Consider the following 15,960-nt stretch of genomic DNA (forward strand, 5'->3'; position numbering starts at 1 on the left):
GAAAATTTTCTGAGATTTATTACAAAGCGATATATTACAAATGAGTAAACCCAGTTTAGTTAGAGGAACACGTGATTTCGGGCCATCAGTGATGGTAAAGCGAAACTTTATTTTTGATACCATCAAATATACTTTCCAAAAATTTGGCTTCCAACCTTTAGAAACCCCAAGTCTTGAAACCCTGAATGTACTGATGGGTAAATACGGCGATGAGGGAGACCAATTGCTTTTTAAGGTTTTAAACTCAGGCGATTTCTCGAAGGACTTATCACAAAAGGATTTAGACGAAGGTTCAAAGAAACTTACTCATAAAATTTCAGAAAAAGGATTACGTTATGATTTAACTGTGCCGTTTGCACGCTATGTGGTAATGAATCGTAATGAACTGGCTATTCCGTTTAAACGGTATCAGATACAGCCAGTCTGGCGCGCTGACCGTCCGCAGAGAGGACGTTACCGGGAGTTTTATCAGTGTGATGCTGACGTGGTGGGAACGGATTCATTGATTTGCGAGGCTGAAATCGTATTGATGTTGCACGAAATTTTTCAGAATCTGGGTATTTCAGATTTTACTATAAAAATCAATAATCGTAAGGTTTTATCTGGCATTGCCGAAACTATTGGTATGAAAGGCAGTGAAGTACCTTTGACCGTAGCGATTGATAAATTAGATAAAATAGGTAAGGAAAAAGTAGAAGATGAATTGCGGGAAAGAGGTTTTTCAGAAGAGGTAATTGAGAAATTGCAACCAATTTTTAATTTACAGGGCAATACTACTGAGGTTATTAATGGCTTGAAATTATGGCTAAAAGATTCTGAAACAGGCTTAAAGGGCATAGAAGAAATAGACAAAGTATGGAATCTGGTAGGAGCGTTTGGCCTCCAGAATCCTAAAATCCAGTTGGATATTACTCTGGCACGTGGATTGAGCTATTATACCGGAGCAATTTTTGAAGTAAAAGCAAACCATGTGCAGATGGGCAGTATTTCGGGTGGTGGGCGTTATGACAACCTGACAGGTACATTTGGATTGCCGGGTCTTTCAGGTGTAGGCATTTCTTTAGGTGTCGACCGTATTTATGATGTCATGGAGGAGCTTGACTTATTTGCTGATAATAATGGGGTTACGACAAAGGTACTTTTGACTAACTTTGATGCAGAAGCTGAAGCATATTCGTTGCCGTTGTTGAAAAAACTACGTGATGCAGGTATCAATGCCGAGATTTATCCTGACCATGCCAAATTAAGAAAACAATTTGAATATGCCGACCGTAAGAAAATTCCGTATGTTTGCGTAGTTGGTTCTGAAGAAATGTTGACAGGAGAACTTACTTTAAAAAATATGCAATCGGGCGACCAGAACAAATATACCATAGAAAATATTGTACAAAATTTGAAATAGCGATATGCTTAAAAACAGAAAAATCATTGCTTACACACTTGTCATTGTAACAACTGTTGTGGCAACCTTATCTTTTTACTTCTGGCAGGTGGCCAGTAGTGCCAACCTGAACGTAAAAGGTGAAAAAACTTTTGTATTATATATACCAACCGGAGGAACTTACAAAAATGTGGTAGACTCGCTGCATAAATATAACATGATACATGACGAGATTTCGTTTCAGTTTTTATCTAAATGGACTAAGTATCCTGAAAACGTGAAACCGGGTCGTTATGAAATTAAACCTAATGCAGGAAATAAAGAAACACTTTCGAAGCTAAAAAGAGGACTGCAAGATGATGTGAGATTGACTTTTAATAATATCCGACTGAAATCAGATTTAATCAAGAAAATCGGAAGTCGTTTTGAGTTCAACAATGAAGAGTTATTGAAAAGGCTGAAAGACGAGGAAGTCTGTGCCAAGTATGGCTTTGATACTACCACTATTATGTGTATGTTTTTGCCTAACACTTACTTTGTGCGCTGGACAACAACGCCAGATAAGTTTCTGGATAGAATGCATGATGAATATAAGAAATACTGGACACCTGAAAAACTGCAACAGGCCAGGGCAATTAATATGACACCTGTTCAGGTGGCTGTTATGGCATCTATTGTGCAGTCTGAAACCAATAAGAAAGATGAGATGCCTCGGGTTGCGGGTTCTTATATCAATCGTCTGGCGATTGGTATGCCTTTGCAGGCGGATCCGACTGTGAAATTTGCCGTAGGTGATTTCAGTATTAAGCGCATCATGGAAAAGCACCTGACAATTAATTCTCCCTATAATACCTATCGGAATCCGGGTTTACCTCCGGGGCCAATTGCTTTACCAGAGCCGGTTGCATTAGATGCTGTATTGAATTATGAGCATCATAAATACATCTATTTTTGTGCTAAGGAAGATTTTTCGGGTTATCATAATTTTGCAGAGACCTACAGTGAGCATTTGAATTATGCCCGTATGTATCAGGAAGCACTCAATAAAGCTAAGATTCACTAATGTATCAGTTTGACTGGCAGTATCGCATTCGTTATGCCGACATCGACCAGATGGGGTATATGTACTATGGAAATTATCCACGTTTGTATGAAATCGGTAGGGTAGAAGCACTTCGTTCTTTGGGCTTGCGGTATCGTACTTTAGAAGAGATGGGTGTCATGATGCCCGTGTATGAATGCAAGTCAAGGTATATTCAACCAGCAAAATATGATGATCTGGTGACGATTCGTGTCATTATCAGAGAAATGCCACGGGCACGCATCGTTTTCTATTATGAAATCTATAATGAAGAAAAAGTACTGCTAAACACGGGAGAAACTACGCTGGTATTTGTAAAGATGGCAAATAACCGAATTACTACTTGTCCGGATGCCATTACTGATTTGCTAAAGCCTTATTTTGGGTAATTGTGTCTGAACTTTGATTTACCTGATTGTTCTGATTCTTGTGTGATATTAAGTTTCAATTTATTCTTGTGATGCTGATTTTATCATTTGAAGAGCAGGATTCAGTAAATCATTTAAAATCGGGTATATCAAAGTTCAGACAAACGCCACTTCTTTAAAATCAAAATACTGTATTTCTCCCTCCACTTCAAGCATCAACTGACCGCTGTTGGCAATATCTACAATCTTACCCATAAATTTGCTACCATTTTTACTGAAATAGTGTGGTTCTTGATAGCGATAAAGATTTTGCAGGTATTGTTTTTTCTGATTGGCTGCCTGACCATTTTTTAATTGCAGGTAATATTTTTCAAGGCAAATACATAATTCTTCTACGAGATAATCCAAATCAAATTCGTCGTGCCGGGTAGCTAATCTTAAAGAGATGGCTTTATCGTTATTGAAATTTAATTGATTGATATTCAGCCCGATACCAATAATTGAATAGCTCAACCGACTACCCGACAACGTATTTTCTATCAGAATGCCACCCAATTTTCGGTTACCTATATAAATATCATTTGGCCACTTGATGCTTAAACCATCAACAGCATATTTTGTCAAAAACTCGTTCACTCCTAAGGAAACAGCAATGTTCAGATTAAATTGTGAACTGACATTCAGGAAACCGGGTTTCAGAATGACAGACATCGTAATATTTTGGCCAGGAAGAGCCTCCCAGCCATTACCTCGTTGTCCACGTCCGGCAGTTTGGTCAGAAGTTATGACAAGAGTGCCGTCAAAAACTGGTTCTTTTTGAATTTTTTCGGCAGCTATATCGTTAGTAGAATGACAACTTGGCAGATAAATGAGATTTTTGCCAATAAATAAGGTTTTGGGCTGAAAATTGTTCAACTTTTTATTAATTTAGCGGTTTCACTATAAAATAATATTAAATTATAGTAATTAATATCTATATTTAGCTAATTAAATAATAATACTATTCTGAAATATGCTATCAATATATCCTGTTAAAGGTGTCTAAAAATGGCATATTTCGTGCAAAATTAAAAGATGGCAGAAAAAAATAAAGAACTTTCAGGTGAAGAATTATGTCGCTTAGTAGTACATGGGATGTTAGAAAAAAAGGCGGCCAATATTGTAGTGATGGATTTAAGAAATGTAAAAAATGCAATTACTGATTTTTTTGTTATCTGTTCAGGAAATACTGATACACAAATTGATGCGATTGCTACTTCAATAGACGAGGAAATATTTAAAGCTTCAAAATTACACCCTTGGCATCAGGAGGGGAAACAGAATAAAGAATGGATTTTGTTAGATTATGTTGATGTGGTTGCTCACGTTTTCAGAAAAGACCGTCGTAAATTTTATGACCTGGAGTCTCTATGGGGTGATGCTGAACTGACCGAAATAGCTGAAAGTATGGAACCGGAACCCCTAAAACAAATACTGATAGATTGATGTTTGAACATCGTTAACCTTTACAGTTTAAGCAATTTTATGTAAAGGTTTTCTGTATTAATAATAATTGCGTTAAACTTTGAAAAAATAAAAACATGGCAGAAAACAGTAATGACTCTCCAAGAAGAAAACCACAAAATAGTGGTGGAGGAGGTTTGCAGGGGTGGATTGTAGCGGCTATTATTATTGGTATTGTAGGCTTTTTACTTTATTCAAGGCAGGCAACGCTTGCCACAATCAAGTATAAAGAGCTTGAACAGATGATTTTGCAGAAAGATGTACAAAGTGTAGCAGTTGTTGAAGGAAACCGAACAGTTGAAATCACCCTTACCCGTGAAGCACTCCAAAAACCTGAATACAGAAAAGAATTAGGTAATAACCGTTTTACTTTAACAGGCCCACACCTTAAACTCGACGTAGTATCTGTTGAGTCTTTTATGAGAGATTATACAGAATTTTTAAAATCTCCACAAGTAGATGATAATTATCGCCAGACTCTATATCCAGAAAGTATTGAGCGTCAGGATATTATGACAATGGTATGGCAGTTGTTGCCATTTATTGTGGTTTTGGGTCTGATGTATTTCTTAATGAGCCGTATGGCCGGTGGCGGTGGCCCTGGTGGGGCTATCTTTAATATAGGTAAATCAAGAGCCGCCTTATTTGATGCCGACAGTAAAGTAAAAATTACCTTTACAGATGTGGCTGGTCTGGAAGAAGCGAAAGAAGAATTACAGGAGATTGTTGATTTCCTGAAGACTCCTAAAAAATATACTGAACTGGGGGGTAAAATCCCGAAAGGGGCTTTGTTAGTAGGCCCTCCGGGTACTGGTAAAACCCTTCTGGCAAAAGCCGTAGCAGGAGAAGCCAGTGTGCCTTTCTTTTCGTTGTCAGGCTCTGATTTCGTTGAAATGTTTGTTGGGGTTGGTGCGGCTCGTGTGCGTGACCTATTCAAGCAAGCTAAAGAGAAGGCACCTTGTATTATCTTTATAGATGAGATTGATGCCGTAGGCCGTTCGCGCGGACGTGGAGCAATGCCGGGTGCCAATGATGAACGTGAAAATACCCTGAACTCATTGCTTGTTGAAATGGATGGTTTTGGTTCTGATGCCGGTATTATTATTCTTGCAGCTACTAACCGTCCTGATGTATTAGACTCAGCATTGATGCGTCCGGGTCGTTTTGACCGTCAGATAAGTGTTGATACTCCTGATCTGGTAGGTCGTGAAGCTATCTTCAAAGTTCATATGAGACCTTTGAAACTATCTGACTCTATAGATATTAAAAAATTAGCAGCACAAACTCCGGGTTTTGCAGGAGCCGAAATTGCCAATGTTTGTAATGAAGCCGCACTGTTAGCTGCCAGACGTGGTAAAACTGCGATTGATATGACTGACTTCCATGATGCGATTGACCGTGAGATAGGTGGATTGGAGAAGAAGAACAAATTGATTTCGCCGGAAGAGAAAGAAATTGTGGCTTACCATGAAGCAGGTCATGCAGTGGCGGGCTGGTTTCTGGAACATGCTAATCCTCTGGTAAAAGTAAGTATAGTTCCTCGTGGTATTGCCGCTTTAGGATATGCTCAATACTTGCCAAAAGAGCAATATTTATATCGTACTGAACAACTGTTTGACGAGATGTGTATGACTTTGGGTGGCCGTGCGGCAGAAGATGTGGTTTTTGGTAAAATCTCTACCGGAGCATTAAGTGATCTTGAAAGAGTAACCAAAAGTGCTTATGGCATGACAACCGTTTATGGTATGAACGACCGTATAGGAAATGTATCTTTCTATGATTCTAAGGGGCAAGGTGAATACTCATTTACAAAGCCTTATTCAGAAGAAACGGCCAAAATTATTGATGAAGAGGTGAAAAAACTGATTGATACAGCTTATTTGCGCACAAAAGACCTCTTGATTGAGAAGCGTGAAGAATTAGAAAAAATCGCTCAGGAATTGTTGAAAAAAGAAATTATTTATCAGTCTGATTTAGTAGAACTGATTGGTAAAAGGCCTTTTGAGAAACTAACCAGCTATCAGGAATTTATGGATAGCGACAGCGATAATCATATCAAGGAAAAAGAGGCTGAGAAAGCCAAGGAGAAAAAGAGTGGCAAAAACGAAAAGAAAGTAGAAGAAGAAGTTTAAAGCTGGTCTTTCTGAACCTGTATTCTCCCTTCAGATAATGGAAGTTCTTTGACGAACAGACTGTTATTTGAAGGGAGATTTTTTTTGTTCATCTTCAAAATCTTTCTTAAATGATCCTTAACTTCTCAGGTAATGATTTGGAATATTGGGTAAGGTATAATCAATGTTAAAGGCTGATTTCATTAACAGGGATACAGTTTCGGCTATGTCTGATTCATTTCGATGCATTTGTGGAAGCAACCCCATCATAGCATAACTCAAGGGATTAATACCAGGTATGAATGTTTCCCAAGGATAATCTTTTCCCCATATCAATCCTTTTAATGTGACTTCTAAATCGGCTGAATGAGAAAGAAGTAAGGCTAACATTTCTGACGATTGATTGTGAATCTGGTTTACAGTATGAAAAACGGGGGTCTGACCTCCGAAACCATTTTCGTCAAAACCTGCCCGGGCATTTATATCTGCATCTCTGCCAATAAGTATTGTTGCACAGTCTACATGATTAAATTCGGCACAAATATGAAGAAGAGTTACTTCGTGTAATGGTGTAAAAGCACAGCGTAGCGTATATCGGCTATTAACTAATGCAGGATTTTCGTTTAATAAATCTTCAAGTGCAGGTGCATCGTCTAATAAAACTGTTAATAAGAGTTGGTCGTCAAAAATTAATCCAAAATCTACAAATACCCTTACACATTCTTTAAATCTGGGGCTTCTCAGATATTCGCTTGTTAACTCAAAAATAAGCGGGTCGTTTCCAAAATAATCATTGGGGTTGATTCCATTCTTAAAGCAGTCCCTTAAATCCACAATGGAGTGTTCTTCAATAGCATTTACTGTTTTTTCTAAGTAGTTCATAGGTTCTGCATTTATGTGGAACTAATAAAAGACAGATTGCATGATAACCATTAATAGTCTGATAATAAATTTTTAATATACAAAATGTATTTAAAAACTGAGCAAACTCAATGATTTTATTTTATAAATCCAATAGCTAACACTAAAGAGCGTGAAGAAACCTGGAGATTTTTTGAGGCATCGTTGTTATAGCTGATATTATAATTAACAGGGCTTGTAATTTCAAAGCGGCCCTCAATAAAGAAATGATTGAATTCAAAACCTATTCCGGCACTTACACCCAGTGAAGGTCGTTTAAATAATTCTTTTTTGAAGTCAATTTCATTATTTTGTTCATCTTTTATTCTATAGGTTTTTACAGCGGATAACAGTTCATTATTAAAGTTAACCGGAAACTCAAGCATCGGACCAGCAAAGATACGTCCTTGTCTGAATCGTATTCCAAGGAGAACGGGTATATCGATCACCGAGTATGTGGAATTTACACGTTTAAATAATTTACCATCGCTTTGCAGAATATCGAATTTGCCTCCCTTTCTATTATAAAATACTTCTGGTTGCAGGTAGAATGACCCCCGAGTGGTACGAATAAAGATTCCTCCCAGGTAACCCATTACCATTTCACTATTCGATAATATATTGTCATTATTAAAAGGTACTGTCGGGTTGCCGTTGGCACCCACTCTCGTTACTGTTATTTCTTTGGTTGTAAAACTATTAAAATTAATACCGGCTCTCATACCCCATTGAAACCCAAGATTATCTCGGTTATACTCTTCAGTATAATTACGGGTTGTGTCTGGCTGTGGTTTTTTCTTACGTTTTTTCTCGGGTTTTTCATCGTTAATCACAAAAGGTGTAACTTTCAATGAGTCTTTAGGCACTACTACTGTATCTTTGGGTACTTGTGCCAATAGAGAGGTAGATAATAAACTCAATAGAGCTAATAAGCGTAATTTCATAAATGAATGGGAGTAGTGAAAATAATAAATATGTAACAGTTGCTTGCAATAAACCAAATTGCGCAAAAATCAAGCCATAAGGCTGGCTATTTACCACCTATAATTGCTACAGTAAACCGGACCACACACACCAATTTTTGTTCTTCATTTGTAATCTTTATATCCCAGATATGTGTAGTTCTGCCTAAGTGCAACGGAATAGCACGGGCATATACCCAGCCCCCACTACTAACAGAACGAATATGATTGGCATTAATTTCAAGACCTACCGCCTGTTGCCTGACAGGGTCATCCAAGGTAAGGAATGAGGCAATACTACCTAATGTTTCGGCAAGGGCAACTGATGCACCACCATGTAAAATGCCAAAAGGTTGGGTTGTACGATTGTTGACAGGCATTTTGGCAGTTATGAAATCTTCTCCGATTTCTACAAATTCAATTCCGAGGTGGTCACTCATCGAATCTGTGCCTAATGTTTTCAATTTTTCGAAATCAAGATGCTTTTTGAACATGATAATAAGTTTTAAGGGTATTTGGTTTTCTTAAAAAATCCTGAAAAAGTGCAATATTTGGTTAGGAATTTTCGTAAATTTGAAGACCTTTTTTTATTGAATGATAAAACTAAGTTTTGTTTTAGATAATTCAATATTTTATTTGATTAAACTAAAGATTACCATTTTGTCGACAAAAACAATTTATCTGATTCGTCATGGGGAAACTGAATATAACCGCATGGGAATTGTACAAGGAAGTGGCGTAGATTCAGACCTTAACGAGTTAGGGCTTTCACAGGCACGGGCTTTTTTTGATGCTTATCAACATCTATCGTTTCATAAAATCTACACTTCGAGGCTTCGCCGCACGGTTCAGAGTGTGCAGCATTTTATTGACTCAGGTATTGTTTTTGAGAGCCTTGAAGGATTGAACGAAATAAGCTGGGGAGAGAAAGAGGGAAAAGCTCCGGATTATCAGGAAGATGAGTTTTATTTAGATGTTTTGCAGCGGTGGAAAAAAGGCGAAACCAATATTCCGGCTGCGGCAGGTGGAGAAACTCCAGAGGAAGTAGCTGCCAGACAAAGACTTGCATTTGAAGTGATATTATCCAGGCCAGAGGAAGAGTTGATATTAGTAGCTATGCATGGAAGGGCTATCAGGATATTACTAACACATCTGCTTGGTCTTCCGCTTTCATCTATGGATGATTTTGAGCATAGCAATCTATGTTTGTATAAACTTAATTATTCTTACGAAACTAAAGCCTTTACTGTAGAGGTAAGTAATGATGTTGCACACCTGATGGTATTAGCTGAATAAAGATACTTCCGTTTATAGAAGCATATTTCCATTGATGTAGAAAAAACATGTGTCGCTTCTTTTTGCTTTATTTTTATGTTATTTGAAAAGCTATTCAGTTTTAAAATACTAATGAATCTTTTAAAACAGAGCCTAATTTCTAATGAATAAAAATAAATTATACTGGTTTTTTCAGATTGTAGGCTGGTCGTTGTATAATATTAATGAGATATTTCAATATACTCTTCAGTTTGGTTACGACAGTTCTATGATTTCGAATGCCTTGGCCAATACTGTTTTATCTATTATTCTTACACACCTTTTCAGGTTAGTTGTAAAAAGATTTAATTGGGGTGTACTTCACCTGCCCCAACTGGCAATAAGGGTAGGATTAAGTGTCTTTGCTATGACGGTTATTCTTGTAGCCCTTAATGTTCCTTTAGATGTTAAATACGTTGGAGAGCTCCTGAACGAAAAACCTGTACTGGTGATTGAATATTTTATCAATTTAGCCAAGCCTATTTTAGTTTGGGCATTGATATATATGTTCTATAATTACTCAGAAGAACGCAGGCAGCGTGAGGTTGAAGAAATAAAATTAAAATCTTCGATCAAAGAAACAGAAGCGAAGGTTCTGCGGGCACAGATGAATCCACATTTTATGTTCAATGCTCTTAATAGTATCAGGGCCTTGGTGCTTGAAGACCCCACAAGAGCTCAGCAAGGGATTACCCAGTTATCTAATATTCTCAGGAGTTCGCTTTTGGCAGACAGACGCAAGACAGTAGCCCTTAAGGAAGAACTAAGGACTATTGAAGACTATCTGGCTTTGGAGAAAGTACGTTATGAAGAACGTTTACAGATGAAATGGGATATAGCTCCTGAAACCCAGAATATTCAGGTACCTCCTATGATGCTACAGACATTGGTCGAGAATGCGATTAAACATGGCGTACAAAAAGCCATTAACTGGGGTTTTGTTGAAATCAATACCAGTATAACGGATAACAAGCTATACATTAAAATACGGAATACCGGTCAATTGCAAGGTACAGAATCGAAGTCGGAATCCGGGGGGTTTGGTTTGAAAAATACAGCACAACGCTTAGATTTGCTCTATGGAAGCGAGGCATCATTTAAAATCTATCAGGAAGATAGCCTGACAGTTTGTGCTGAAATTATGATTCCACTCAGTAGTGCTGAGGCGCGGAGCGTATCGGAAACAAAAAATGCTGCACCAGCCTTAACTGCCAACTAATTTTATTCACCAATTAAATACTCATCGCACCGGCGACCCGGTCAAAATTTACGATGAAAGCACTTATTATAGATGATGAACGTTTAGCACGTAATGAATTGCGTCGTTTGTTAGAAAACTTTCCTAAAATTAATATAATAGGAGAGGCAGCAAATGCCGAAGAAGCCCTTAATATGATTGATGAATTGCAACCGGAGTTGTTGTTTCTGGATATTCAGATGCCTGGTAAAAATGGTTTTGAACTCCTGGAGGCAATTGAGGGAAAAGTACCTGAGGTAATCTTTACTACTGCTTATGACGAATATGCCCTGAAAGCTTTTGAGTTTAATGCGCTTGATTATTTATTGAAGCCAATTGATACGCAACGCTTAGCAGAAGCTATTCAACGTGTAGAAGAAGAACAATTGCATGAAATAGAGCGTAAAGAAGGTGTTAAACTATTAGGGGAGAGCGATCAGGTATTTGTGAAAGACGGCGAAAAGTGCTGGTTTGTAAAATTGGGCAAAGTACGTTTGTTTGAGTCGATGGGCAATTATGTGCGTTTGCATTTTGATGATCAGAAACCGATGATTCTGAAATCGTTGAATAGCCTTGAGGAGCGTCTTGATCCTAAAATTTATTTCAGAGCCAATCGCAAACATATTATTAATCTGGCATGGATTGATAAAATAGAACCGTGGTTCTCGGGCGGTTTATTGGTTACACTGAAACATGCCGAAAAAACATCAAACCCCGAAAAAATAGAGATCTCCCGCCGTCAGGCTATTAAGTTTAAGGATTTGATGAGTTTGTAGGGGACTTTATAAATGAAAGACAGCTACCATTTTTTTGAAGATGGGGGCTGTTTTGTTTGTAGATATGCGCATTAAAATTTATACCCAGCCGAGATTGCGGCCAATCCATCGGCTCGAATCAGGGAAGGATAGTTATAACCTTTAGAAAATATATAAACTCCTAAGCCGGCACCGAGATTTAACTCAAGTGATATTTTCTTGAATATAAAATTCTGATAACCAATGGAGCATCCACCATTCAGACTGTGGGCTACAAAGTCTTTTCCTTCTTGTATTTGTACAAATAAAAATTCAATCCGATTTTGATCTATATCCTTGATTCGGTATCTTAAGTATGGGGATACGAAAAAGCCTTTCAAACTTTCATTGGTATAGTATCTTCTTAATTGAAGAGTTATCTGATAATATTTATCTTTTACGTTATCAAAATCCAGATAACGGTAATCTCCATAGCCAATATCAATTACGTAGGATTGAGTAGCTGTTATAGCTCTTTCAAATGCAATATTTGCACCTCCTGCCAGAAAGTAATTGGGCAGGTTGGTTTTGAGAATAAATCCTTTTTCTTGAGCAAAGCCCAGGTTGTTTTGCAATAATATAAATAGTAGAATAGGGATAATATACAATTTTCTCATATCACAGCATTTTCAATGGGGATATATCATAAAGATAGAAAAATAATCATAAATCAAGTAAAATTGGACTTTAAGAAGAATAACCAAACAATCTTTTAAACAAATGTATCTACACAGATTATTTGATATTTCTGATACAATTCTGGTAGAATTTTCAATAACTGGTTTGAATTTTTTGGATTATTCCAATTTTGAAAGATGAATTTATTGCCGTAAAATTGCGTTATAAAATCATAAACGGATATATCGTTTGTAACAGTTTTTTACGTTAATTGTTTATTAAAGTAAAGCAAGTTTTTTAAGAATTTGATAATCAGAACATGACAAAAGTATTTTCTAAAATTTGTAAGAAATTCTTTGTTCGTGATACTTATTCTTAAGTTATTTGTATAACACAATCTCCAATACTCCATAATGAGCGACGAAATAAAACACGAATGTGGCATTGCCCTTGTTCGTCTTCGTAAACCCCTCCAATACTATATTGATAAATACGGCACACCCCTTTATGGCATTAAGCGGCTGTATGTTTTGATGGAAAAACAGTCTAACCGTGGTCAGGACGGGGCTGGTGTAGGTAATGTGAAACTGGATGTACCACCGGGTAGTCGCTATATCAGCCGTTATCGCTCGGTTGAAAATCGCCCGATTAACGATATTTTTAATAAAATAAATGAAAAGTATCGTGAAGTTATGCGAAACAACCCAGATAAGATGAAGGATGCCAAATGGTTGCAGGAGAATGTGGCTTATTCGGGTGAAGTCTGGTTGGGGCACCTTCGTTATGGTACACATGGTAAAAATGAGATTGAAAACTGCCACCCGATGCTTCGCCAAAGCAACTGGCGCAGTAGAAATATGTTAATGGCTGGTAACTTCAACATGACTAATGCCGAAGAACTATTTAAGAAATTAGTAAAGCTGGGACAGCATCCGAAGGATAAAGGGGATACGGTAACAGTAATGGAGAAAATCGGTCATTTCTTAGATGAAGAAAACCAGCGCGTGTTTGACCGTTTTAAAGGTATTTATGAGAATCCGGCTCTTTCTGATATTATTGAAGATAACATGGATTTGCCGAGAGTGTTATATCGTGCCTGTCGTGATTTTGATGGGGGTTATGCTATGGCAGGTATTACAGGTTTTGGTGCATCATTTGTAGTCAGGGATCCTGCGGGGATTCGTCCGGCTTATTATTGGGCTAATGACGAAGTAGTGATTGTAGCATCTGAAAAACCTGCTATAAAGGCCGCTTTCAACGCCAATTACGAAGAAATAAAGGAAATCCAACCAGGTCATGCCTTAATAATTGATAAACATGGAGAGTACAATGAGTTTCAGATTATGAAACCATTAGAGAAACGCTCATGTAGCTTCGAGCGCATCTATTTCTCTCGTGGATCAGACCCTCAGATTTATGATGAGCGCAAACAATTGGGGCGTTTGCTGATTCCACAGATTCTGGAGAAAATAGACTATGATTTAGAAAATACCGTATTCTCTTACATTCCGAATACTGCTGAAATGGCTTTCTTTGGCATGGTAGAAGGTTTGGAGGAGTATCTGGCCGACTGGCGATTGAAACGCATTACAGATGGGAATCTTTCACAAGACGAAATCAAGCGAGTGTTGTCATTCCGACCGAGAATTGAGAAACTGGTATCGAAAGACGTAAAACTACGTACTTTTATTACCAATGATGATGAGCGTGATGAGATGGTATCGCACGTATATGAAATGACCTACGAGGTAATCAGAAAAGGTATTGATACTGTCGTAGTTATTGATGATTCAATTGTGAGGGGTACTACCTTAGAGAAGAGTATTCTGAAAATGCTTGACCGTTTGGGACCTAAGAAAATTATTATTGTTTCTTCTGCCCCTCAGATTCGCTACCCGGATTGTTATGGTATTGATATGTCAAAGATGAAGGAGTTTGTGGCATTCAGAGCGATGTTGGATTTATTGAAGAAGAATGGTGTTGAATACATGAAGCAGGAGGTATATGCACAGAGTGTAGGTGCCTTGCAGACTGACAATGCCTTTAATGAGAACTTCGTGAAGCATTTGTATAGTAAATTTACTGATGAGGAGGTTTCAGACAAAATTGCTGAAATTGTAACACCTGAAGGAATGAATGCTGAGGTATGTATGGTGTATCAGACTGTTGAAAACCTTCATAAGGCTTGTCCGAATCATGTTGGTGACTGGTATTTTACCGGGAATTACCCAACACGTGGTGGTAACCGCGTGGTAAATCAGGCATTTGTGAATTTTATGGAAGGCAAGATGGTAAGGGCTTACTAAGAAAATTGTCTGTTTTCGATTGCAGTTTGTCTGATTATAAATTTTAAACTCGACAAGCTGCAATCGACATTCGACAATCTCCTATTTGGTTTTTGTAGGTAAGCTAAACACATTAGTTGCAACTTCTTTCATGCCAATAAGTTTTAAAACAGTTCTGATACTTGGCATAGATTCGGTTTGTAAAGGAGTTGAAACAGCAGTAAGGTTTGTTTTCATCGGAATTTTCTGTTTTAATATTCAAGAAAATACGTCAAAAAGACTGCCAATACTAAAAAACATAAAATAGGGGAGTATAAAATTATTAAAAGGGTACAAATCAGTTTTTTTTTAGATTTGTACCCTTTTTTGTATGTTTAAAAACCGGACTTTTTATGATCCACAAGAATCATGCAGAAACTTCTCTTGTTTTCTTCTTTTTGTTTGGCAAGCTAAATACATTATTGGTTAGTTCTTTCATGCCAATCAAACGTAATACGTCTTTCAAATCGATCCCCTCTTGAATAGGGAGAATTCCTTTTGTTTGCATAGTTGCGGTTTTCATTTTGGTACTTTTTATAGTTTTCTGTTGATAAAATCTGCGACAACAAAGGTACTTTGCATGGCGAATATTCGCTAAATATTTTACTATAATTTTTACTTTTTTTTATCAAACGGTGATATGTCATAATGACACTTTTTTGCTTATAAGAAAAAATACCATACCATCTGAGTAGGATAGAATAATCAGGATAAAAGTGTAATATTGATGACATTATGAATGAAGAATGTGGAAGTTTTTCCATATCGATTCCGAGTCTGTACACTTATATTTTTGAAAGATAGAATATCCGTAAAAATAAAAAGCAACCACTCAAAGAGCAGTTGCTTTATTCATCACCTAACCACTAAAAAGTATTATGAAATATAATACCGTTAGTTTTTTTCCTTAGCTTCTATTGAGACGTAACCAAACGTGAAAAGTCTCTCAAGAACTATGAAAAAAAACAAGCTTGTTTATTACATCTTTTAATCGTCTTCTTGAAACCTCCAGATGCCTACCTCCTTCAATCCTTATTTCACCGGCATTTTTCTGAATATCGACTCCTTTTACAAACATCATATTGACTATATGTGATTTATGAACTCTGATAAAGGTATCTTCACTTAAAAGTTTTTCAAAATTTTTCAGGGTTCTTGCAGCAATAAATTCTCTGTTTTCTGTATAAACATAGGTATAATTACACTCACCCTGTAAACGTACAATGCTTTTCAAAGGAATTTTTATCCACCTGTTTGAAAAGTGTACCTTAATTTGCTGATTCGCAGTTATCTGTTTTGTCTGACTGGAGACATTTTTTGCTTTTGGTTGTGTAAAATCAATACTATTCATAAGTTTTAGCTGAGTT

At 37.1% G+C, this 15,960-nt stretch carries 17 protein-coding genes; 9 read left to right on the forward strand and 8 right to left on the reverse strand.

The window, feature by feature from the left end; translation table 11 throughout:
• Positions 1-40: 40 nt before the first annotated feature.
• Genes hisS through H1R81_RS01970 form a run of 3 tightly spaced genes read left to right on the forward strand, consistent with a single transcriptional unit; the run spans position 41 to position 2,851 of the window.
• Positions 41-1,402: a histidine--tRNA ligase gene (gene hisS / locus H1R81_RS01960; RefSeq protein WP_181838993.1), complete on the forward strand. Its 1,362-nt coding sequence runs from the start codon at positions 41-43 to the stop codon at positions 1,400-1,402.
• 4 nt (positions 1,403-1,406) lie between these two features.
• Positions 1,407-2,444 (forward strand): endolytic transglycosylase MltG, encoded by a 1,038-nt coding sequence (gene mltG, locus H1R81_RS01965; RefSeq protein ID WP_181838994.1) that lies wholly within the window; start codon positions 1,407-1,409, stop codon positions 2,442-2,444.
• A complete protein-coding gene (locus tag H1R81_RS01970) occupies positions 2,444-2,851 on the forward strand; it encodes a thioesterase family protein (protein ID WP_181838995.1) in 408 nt (135 codons plus the stop codon). The genes mltG and H1R81_RS01970 overlap by 1 nt, the downstream gene beginning before the upstream one ends.
• A gap of 135 nt (positions 2,852-2,986) precedes the next feature.
• Here the strand turns inward: H1R81_RS01970 and H1R81_RS01975 are convergent, their stop codons facing one another.
• Positions 2,987-3,745, reverse strand: coding sequence for a biotin--[acetyl-CoA-carboxylase] ligase (locus H1R81_RS01975; RefSeq protein WP_181838996.1), 759 nt, complete (start codon positions 3,743-3,745; stop codon positions 2,987-2,989).
• A 159-nt stretch (positions 3,746-3,904) separates the two neighbouring features.
• Between H1R81_RS01975 and rsfS the strand changes: the two genes are divergently transcribed.
• Both rsfS and ftsH read left to right on the forward strand, forming a co-directional pair.
• On the forward strand, positions 3,905-4,315 hold the full coding sequence (gene rsfS, locus H1R81_RS01980) for a ribosome silencing factor (protein ID WP_181838997.1): 411 nt from the start codon (positions 3,905-3,907) through the stop codon (positions 4,313-4,315).
• A gap of 95 nt (positions 4,316-4,410) precedes the next feature.
• Complete coding sequence (ftsH, locus tag H1R81_RS01985; protein WP_181838998.1) at positions 4,411-6,465, forward strand: ATP-dependent zinc metalloprotease FtsH; 2,055 nt, start codon at positions 4,411-4,413, stop codon at positions 6,463-6,465.
• 117 nt (positions 6,466-6,582) lie between these two features.
• On the opposite strand, the gene H1R81_RS01990 is transcribed toward ftsH, so the two are convergent.
• From H1R81_RS01990 to H1R81_RS02000, 3 genes are all read right to left on the reverse strand, one after another.
• Positions 6,583-7,326 (reverse strand): ankyrin repeat domain-containing protein, encoded by a 744-nt coding sequence (locus tag H1R81_RS01990; protein ID WP_181838999.1) that lies wholly within the window; start codon positions 7,324-7,326, stop codon positions 6,583-6,585.
• A gap of 116 nt (positions 7,327-7,442) precedes the next feature.
• On the reverse strand, positions 7,443-8,288 hold the full coding sequence (locus H1R81_RS01995; RefSeq protein WP_181839000.1) for an outer membrane beta-barrel protein: 846 nt from the start codon (positions 8,286-8,288) through the stop codon (positions 7,443-7,445).
• An 86-nt stretch (positions 8,289-8,374) separates the two neighbouring features.
• Positions 8,375-8,800 (reverse strand): hotdog fold thioesterase, encoded by a 426-nt coding sequence (locus H1R81_RS02000; protein ID WP_181839001.1) that lies wholly within the window; start codon positions 8,798-8,800, stop codon positions 8,375-8,377.
• 166 nt (positions 8,801-8,966) lie between these two features.
• Between H1R81_RS02000 and H1R81_RS02005 the strand changes: the two genes are divergently transcribed.
• From H1R81_RS02005 to H1R81_RS02015, 3 genes are all read left to right on the forward strand, one after another.
• Positions 8,967-9,602 (forward strand): histidine phosphatase family protein, encoded by a 636-nt coding sequence (locus tag H1R81_RS02005; protein WP_181839002.1) that lies wholly within the window; start codon positions 8,967-8,969, stop codon positions 9,600-9,602.
• A 142-nt stretch (positions 9,603-9,744) separates the two neighbouring features.
• A complete protein-coding gene (locus H1R81_RS02010; RefSeq protein WP_181839003.1) occupies positions 9,745-10,839 on the forward strand; it encodes a sensor histidine kinase in 1,095 nt (364 codons plus the stop codon).
• 53 nt (positions 10,840-10,892) lie between these two features.
• Positions 10,893-11,633 carry a LytTR family DNA-binding domain-containing protein gene (locus H1R81_RS02015; protein ID WP_181839004.1) on the forward strand — a complete coding sequence of 247 codons (741 nt, stop codon included), beginning with the start codon at positions 10,893-10,895 and terminating at the stop codon, positions 11,631-11,633.
• Between the two features lie 71 nt (positions 11,634-11,704).
• On the opposite strand, the gene H1R81_RS02020 is transcribed toward H1R81_RS02015, so the two are convergent.
• Positions 11,705-12,268 carry a DUF3575 domain-containing protein gene (locus H1R81_RS02020; RefSeq protein WP_181839005.1) on the reverse strand — a complete coding sequence of 188 codons (564 nt, stop codon included), beginning with the start codon at positions 12,266-12,268 and terminating at the stop codon, positions 11,705-11,707.
• Between the two features lie 414 nt (positions 12,269-12,682).
• Here H1R81_RS02020 and H1R81_RS02025 point away from each other — a divergent pair, with 414 nt between their 5' ends.
• On the forward strand, positions 12,683-14,575 hold the full coding sequence (locus tag H1R81_RS02025) for an amidophosphoribosyltransferase (protein WP_181839006.1): 1,893 nt from the start codon (positions 12,683-12,685) through the stop codon (positions 14,573-14,575).
• An 81-nt stretch (positions 14,576-14,656) separates the two neighbouring features.
• Here H1R81_RS02025 and H1R81_RS27575 read toward each other — a convergent pair whose 3' ends face one another.
• The 3 genes from H1R81_RS27575 to H1R81_RS02035 all read right to left on the reverse strand — a co-directional run bounded on the left by H1R81_RS27575 (position 14,657) and on the right by H1R81_RS02035 (position 15,944).
• Positions 14,657-14,791, reverse strand: a complete 135-nt coding sequence (locus tag H1R81_RS27575; RefSeq protein WP_255462992.1) for a hypothetical protein — start codon at positions 14,789-14,791, stop codon at positions 14,657-14,659.
• A 169-nt stretch (positions 14,792-14,960) separates the two neighbouring features.
• Positions 14,961-15,116: a hypothetical protein gene (locus H1R81_RS02030; RefSeq protein WP_181839007.1), complete on the reverse strand. Its 156-nt coding sequence runs from the start codon at positions 15,114-15,116 to the stop codon at positions 14,961-14,963.
• Positions 15,117-15,539: 423 nt separating this feature from the next.
• A complete protein-coding gene (locus H1R81_RS02035) occupies positions 15,540-15,944 on the reverse strand; it encodes a LytTR family DNA-binding domain-containing protein (RefSeq protein WP_181839008.1) in 405 nt (134 codons plus the stop codon).
• Between the last annotated feature and the right edge of the window lie 16 nt (positions 15,945-15,960).

The sequence above is a fragment of the Emticicia sp. BO119 genome (genome assembly GCF_013912375.1).
Lineage (GTDB): Bacteria > Bacteroidota > Bacteroidia > Cytophagales > Spirosomataceae > Emticicia.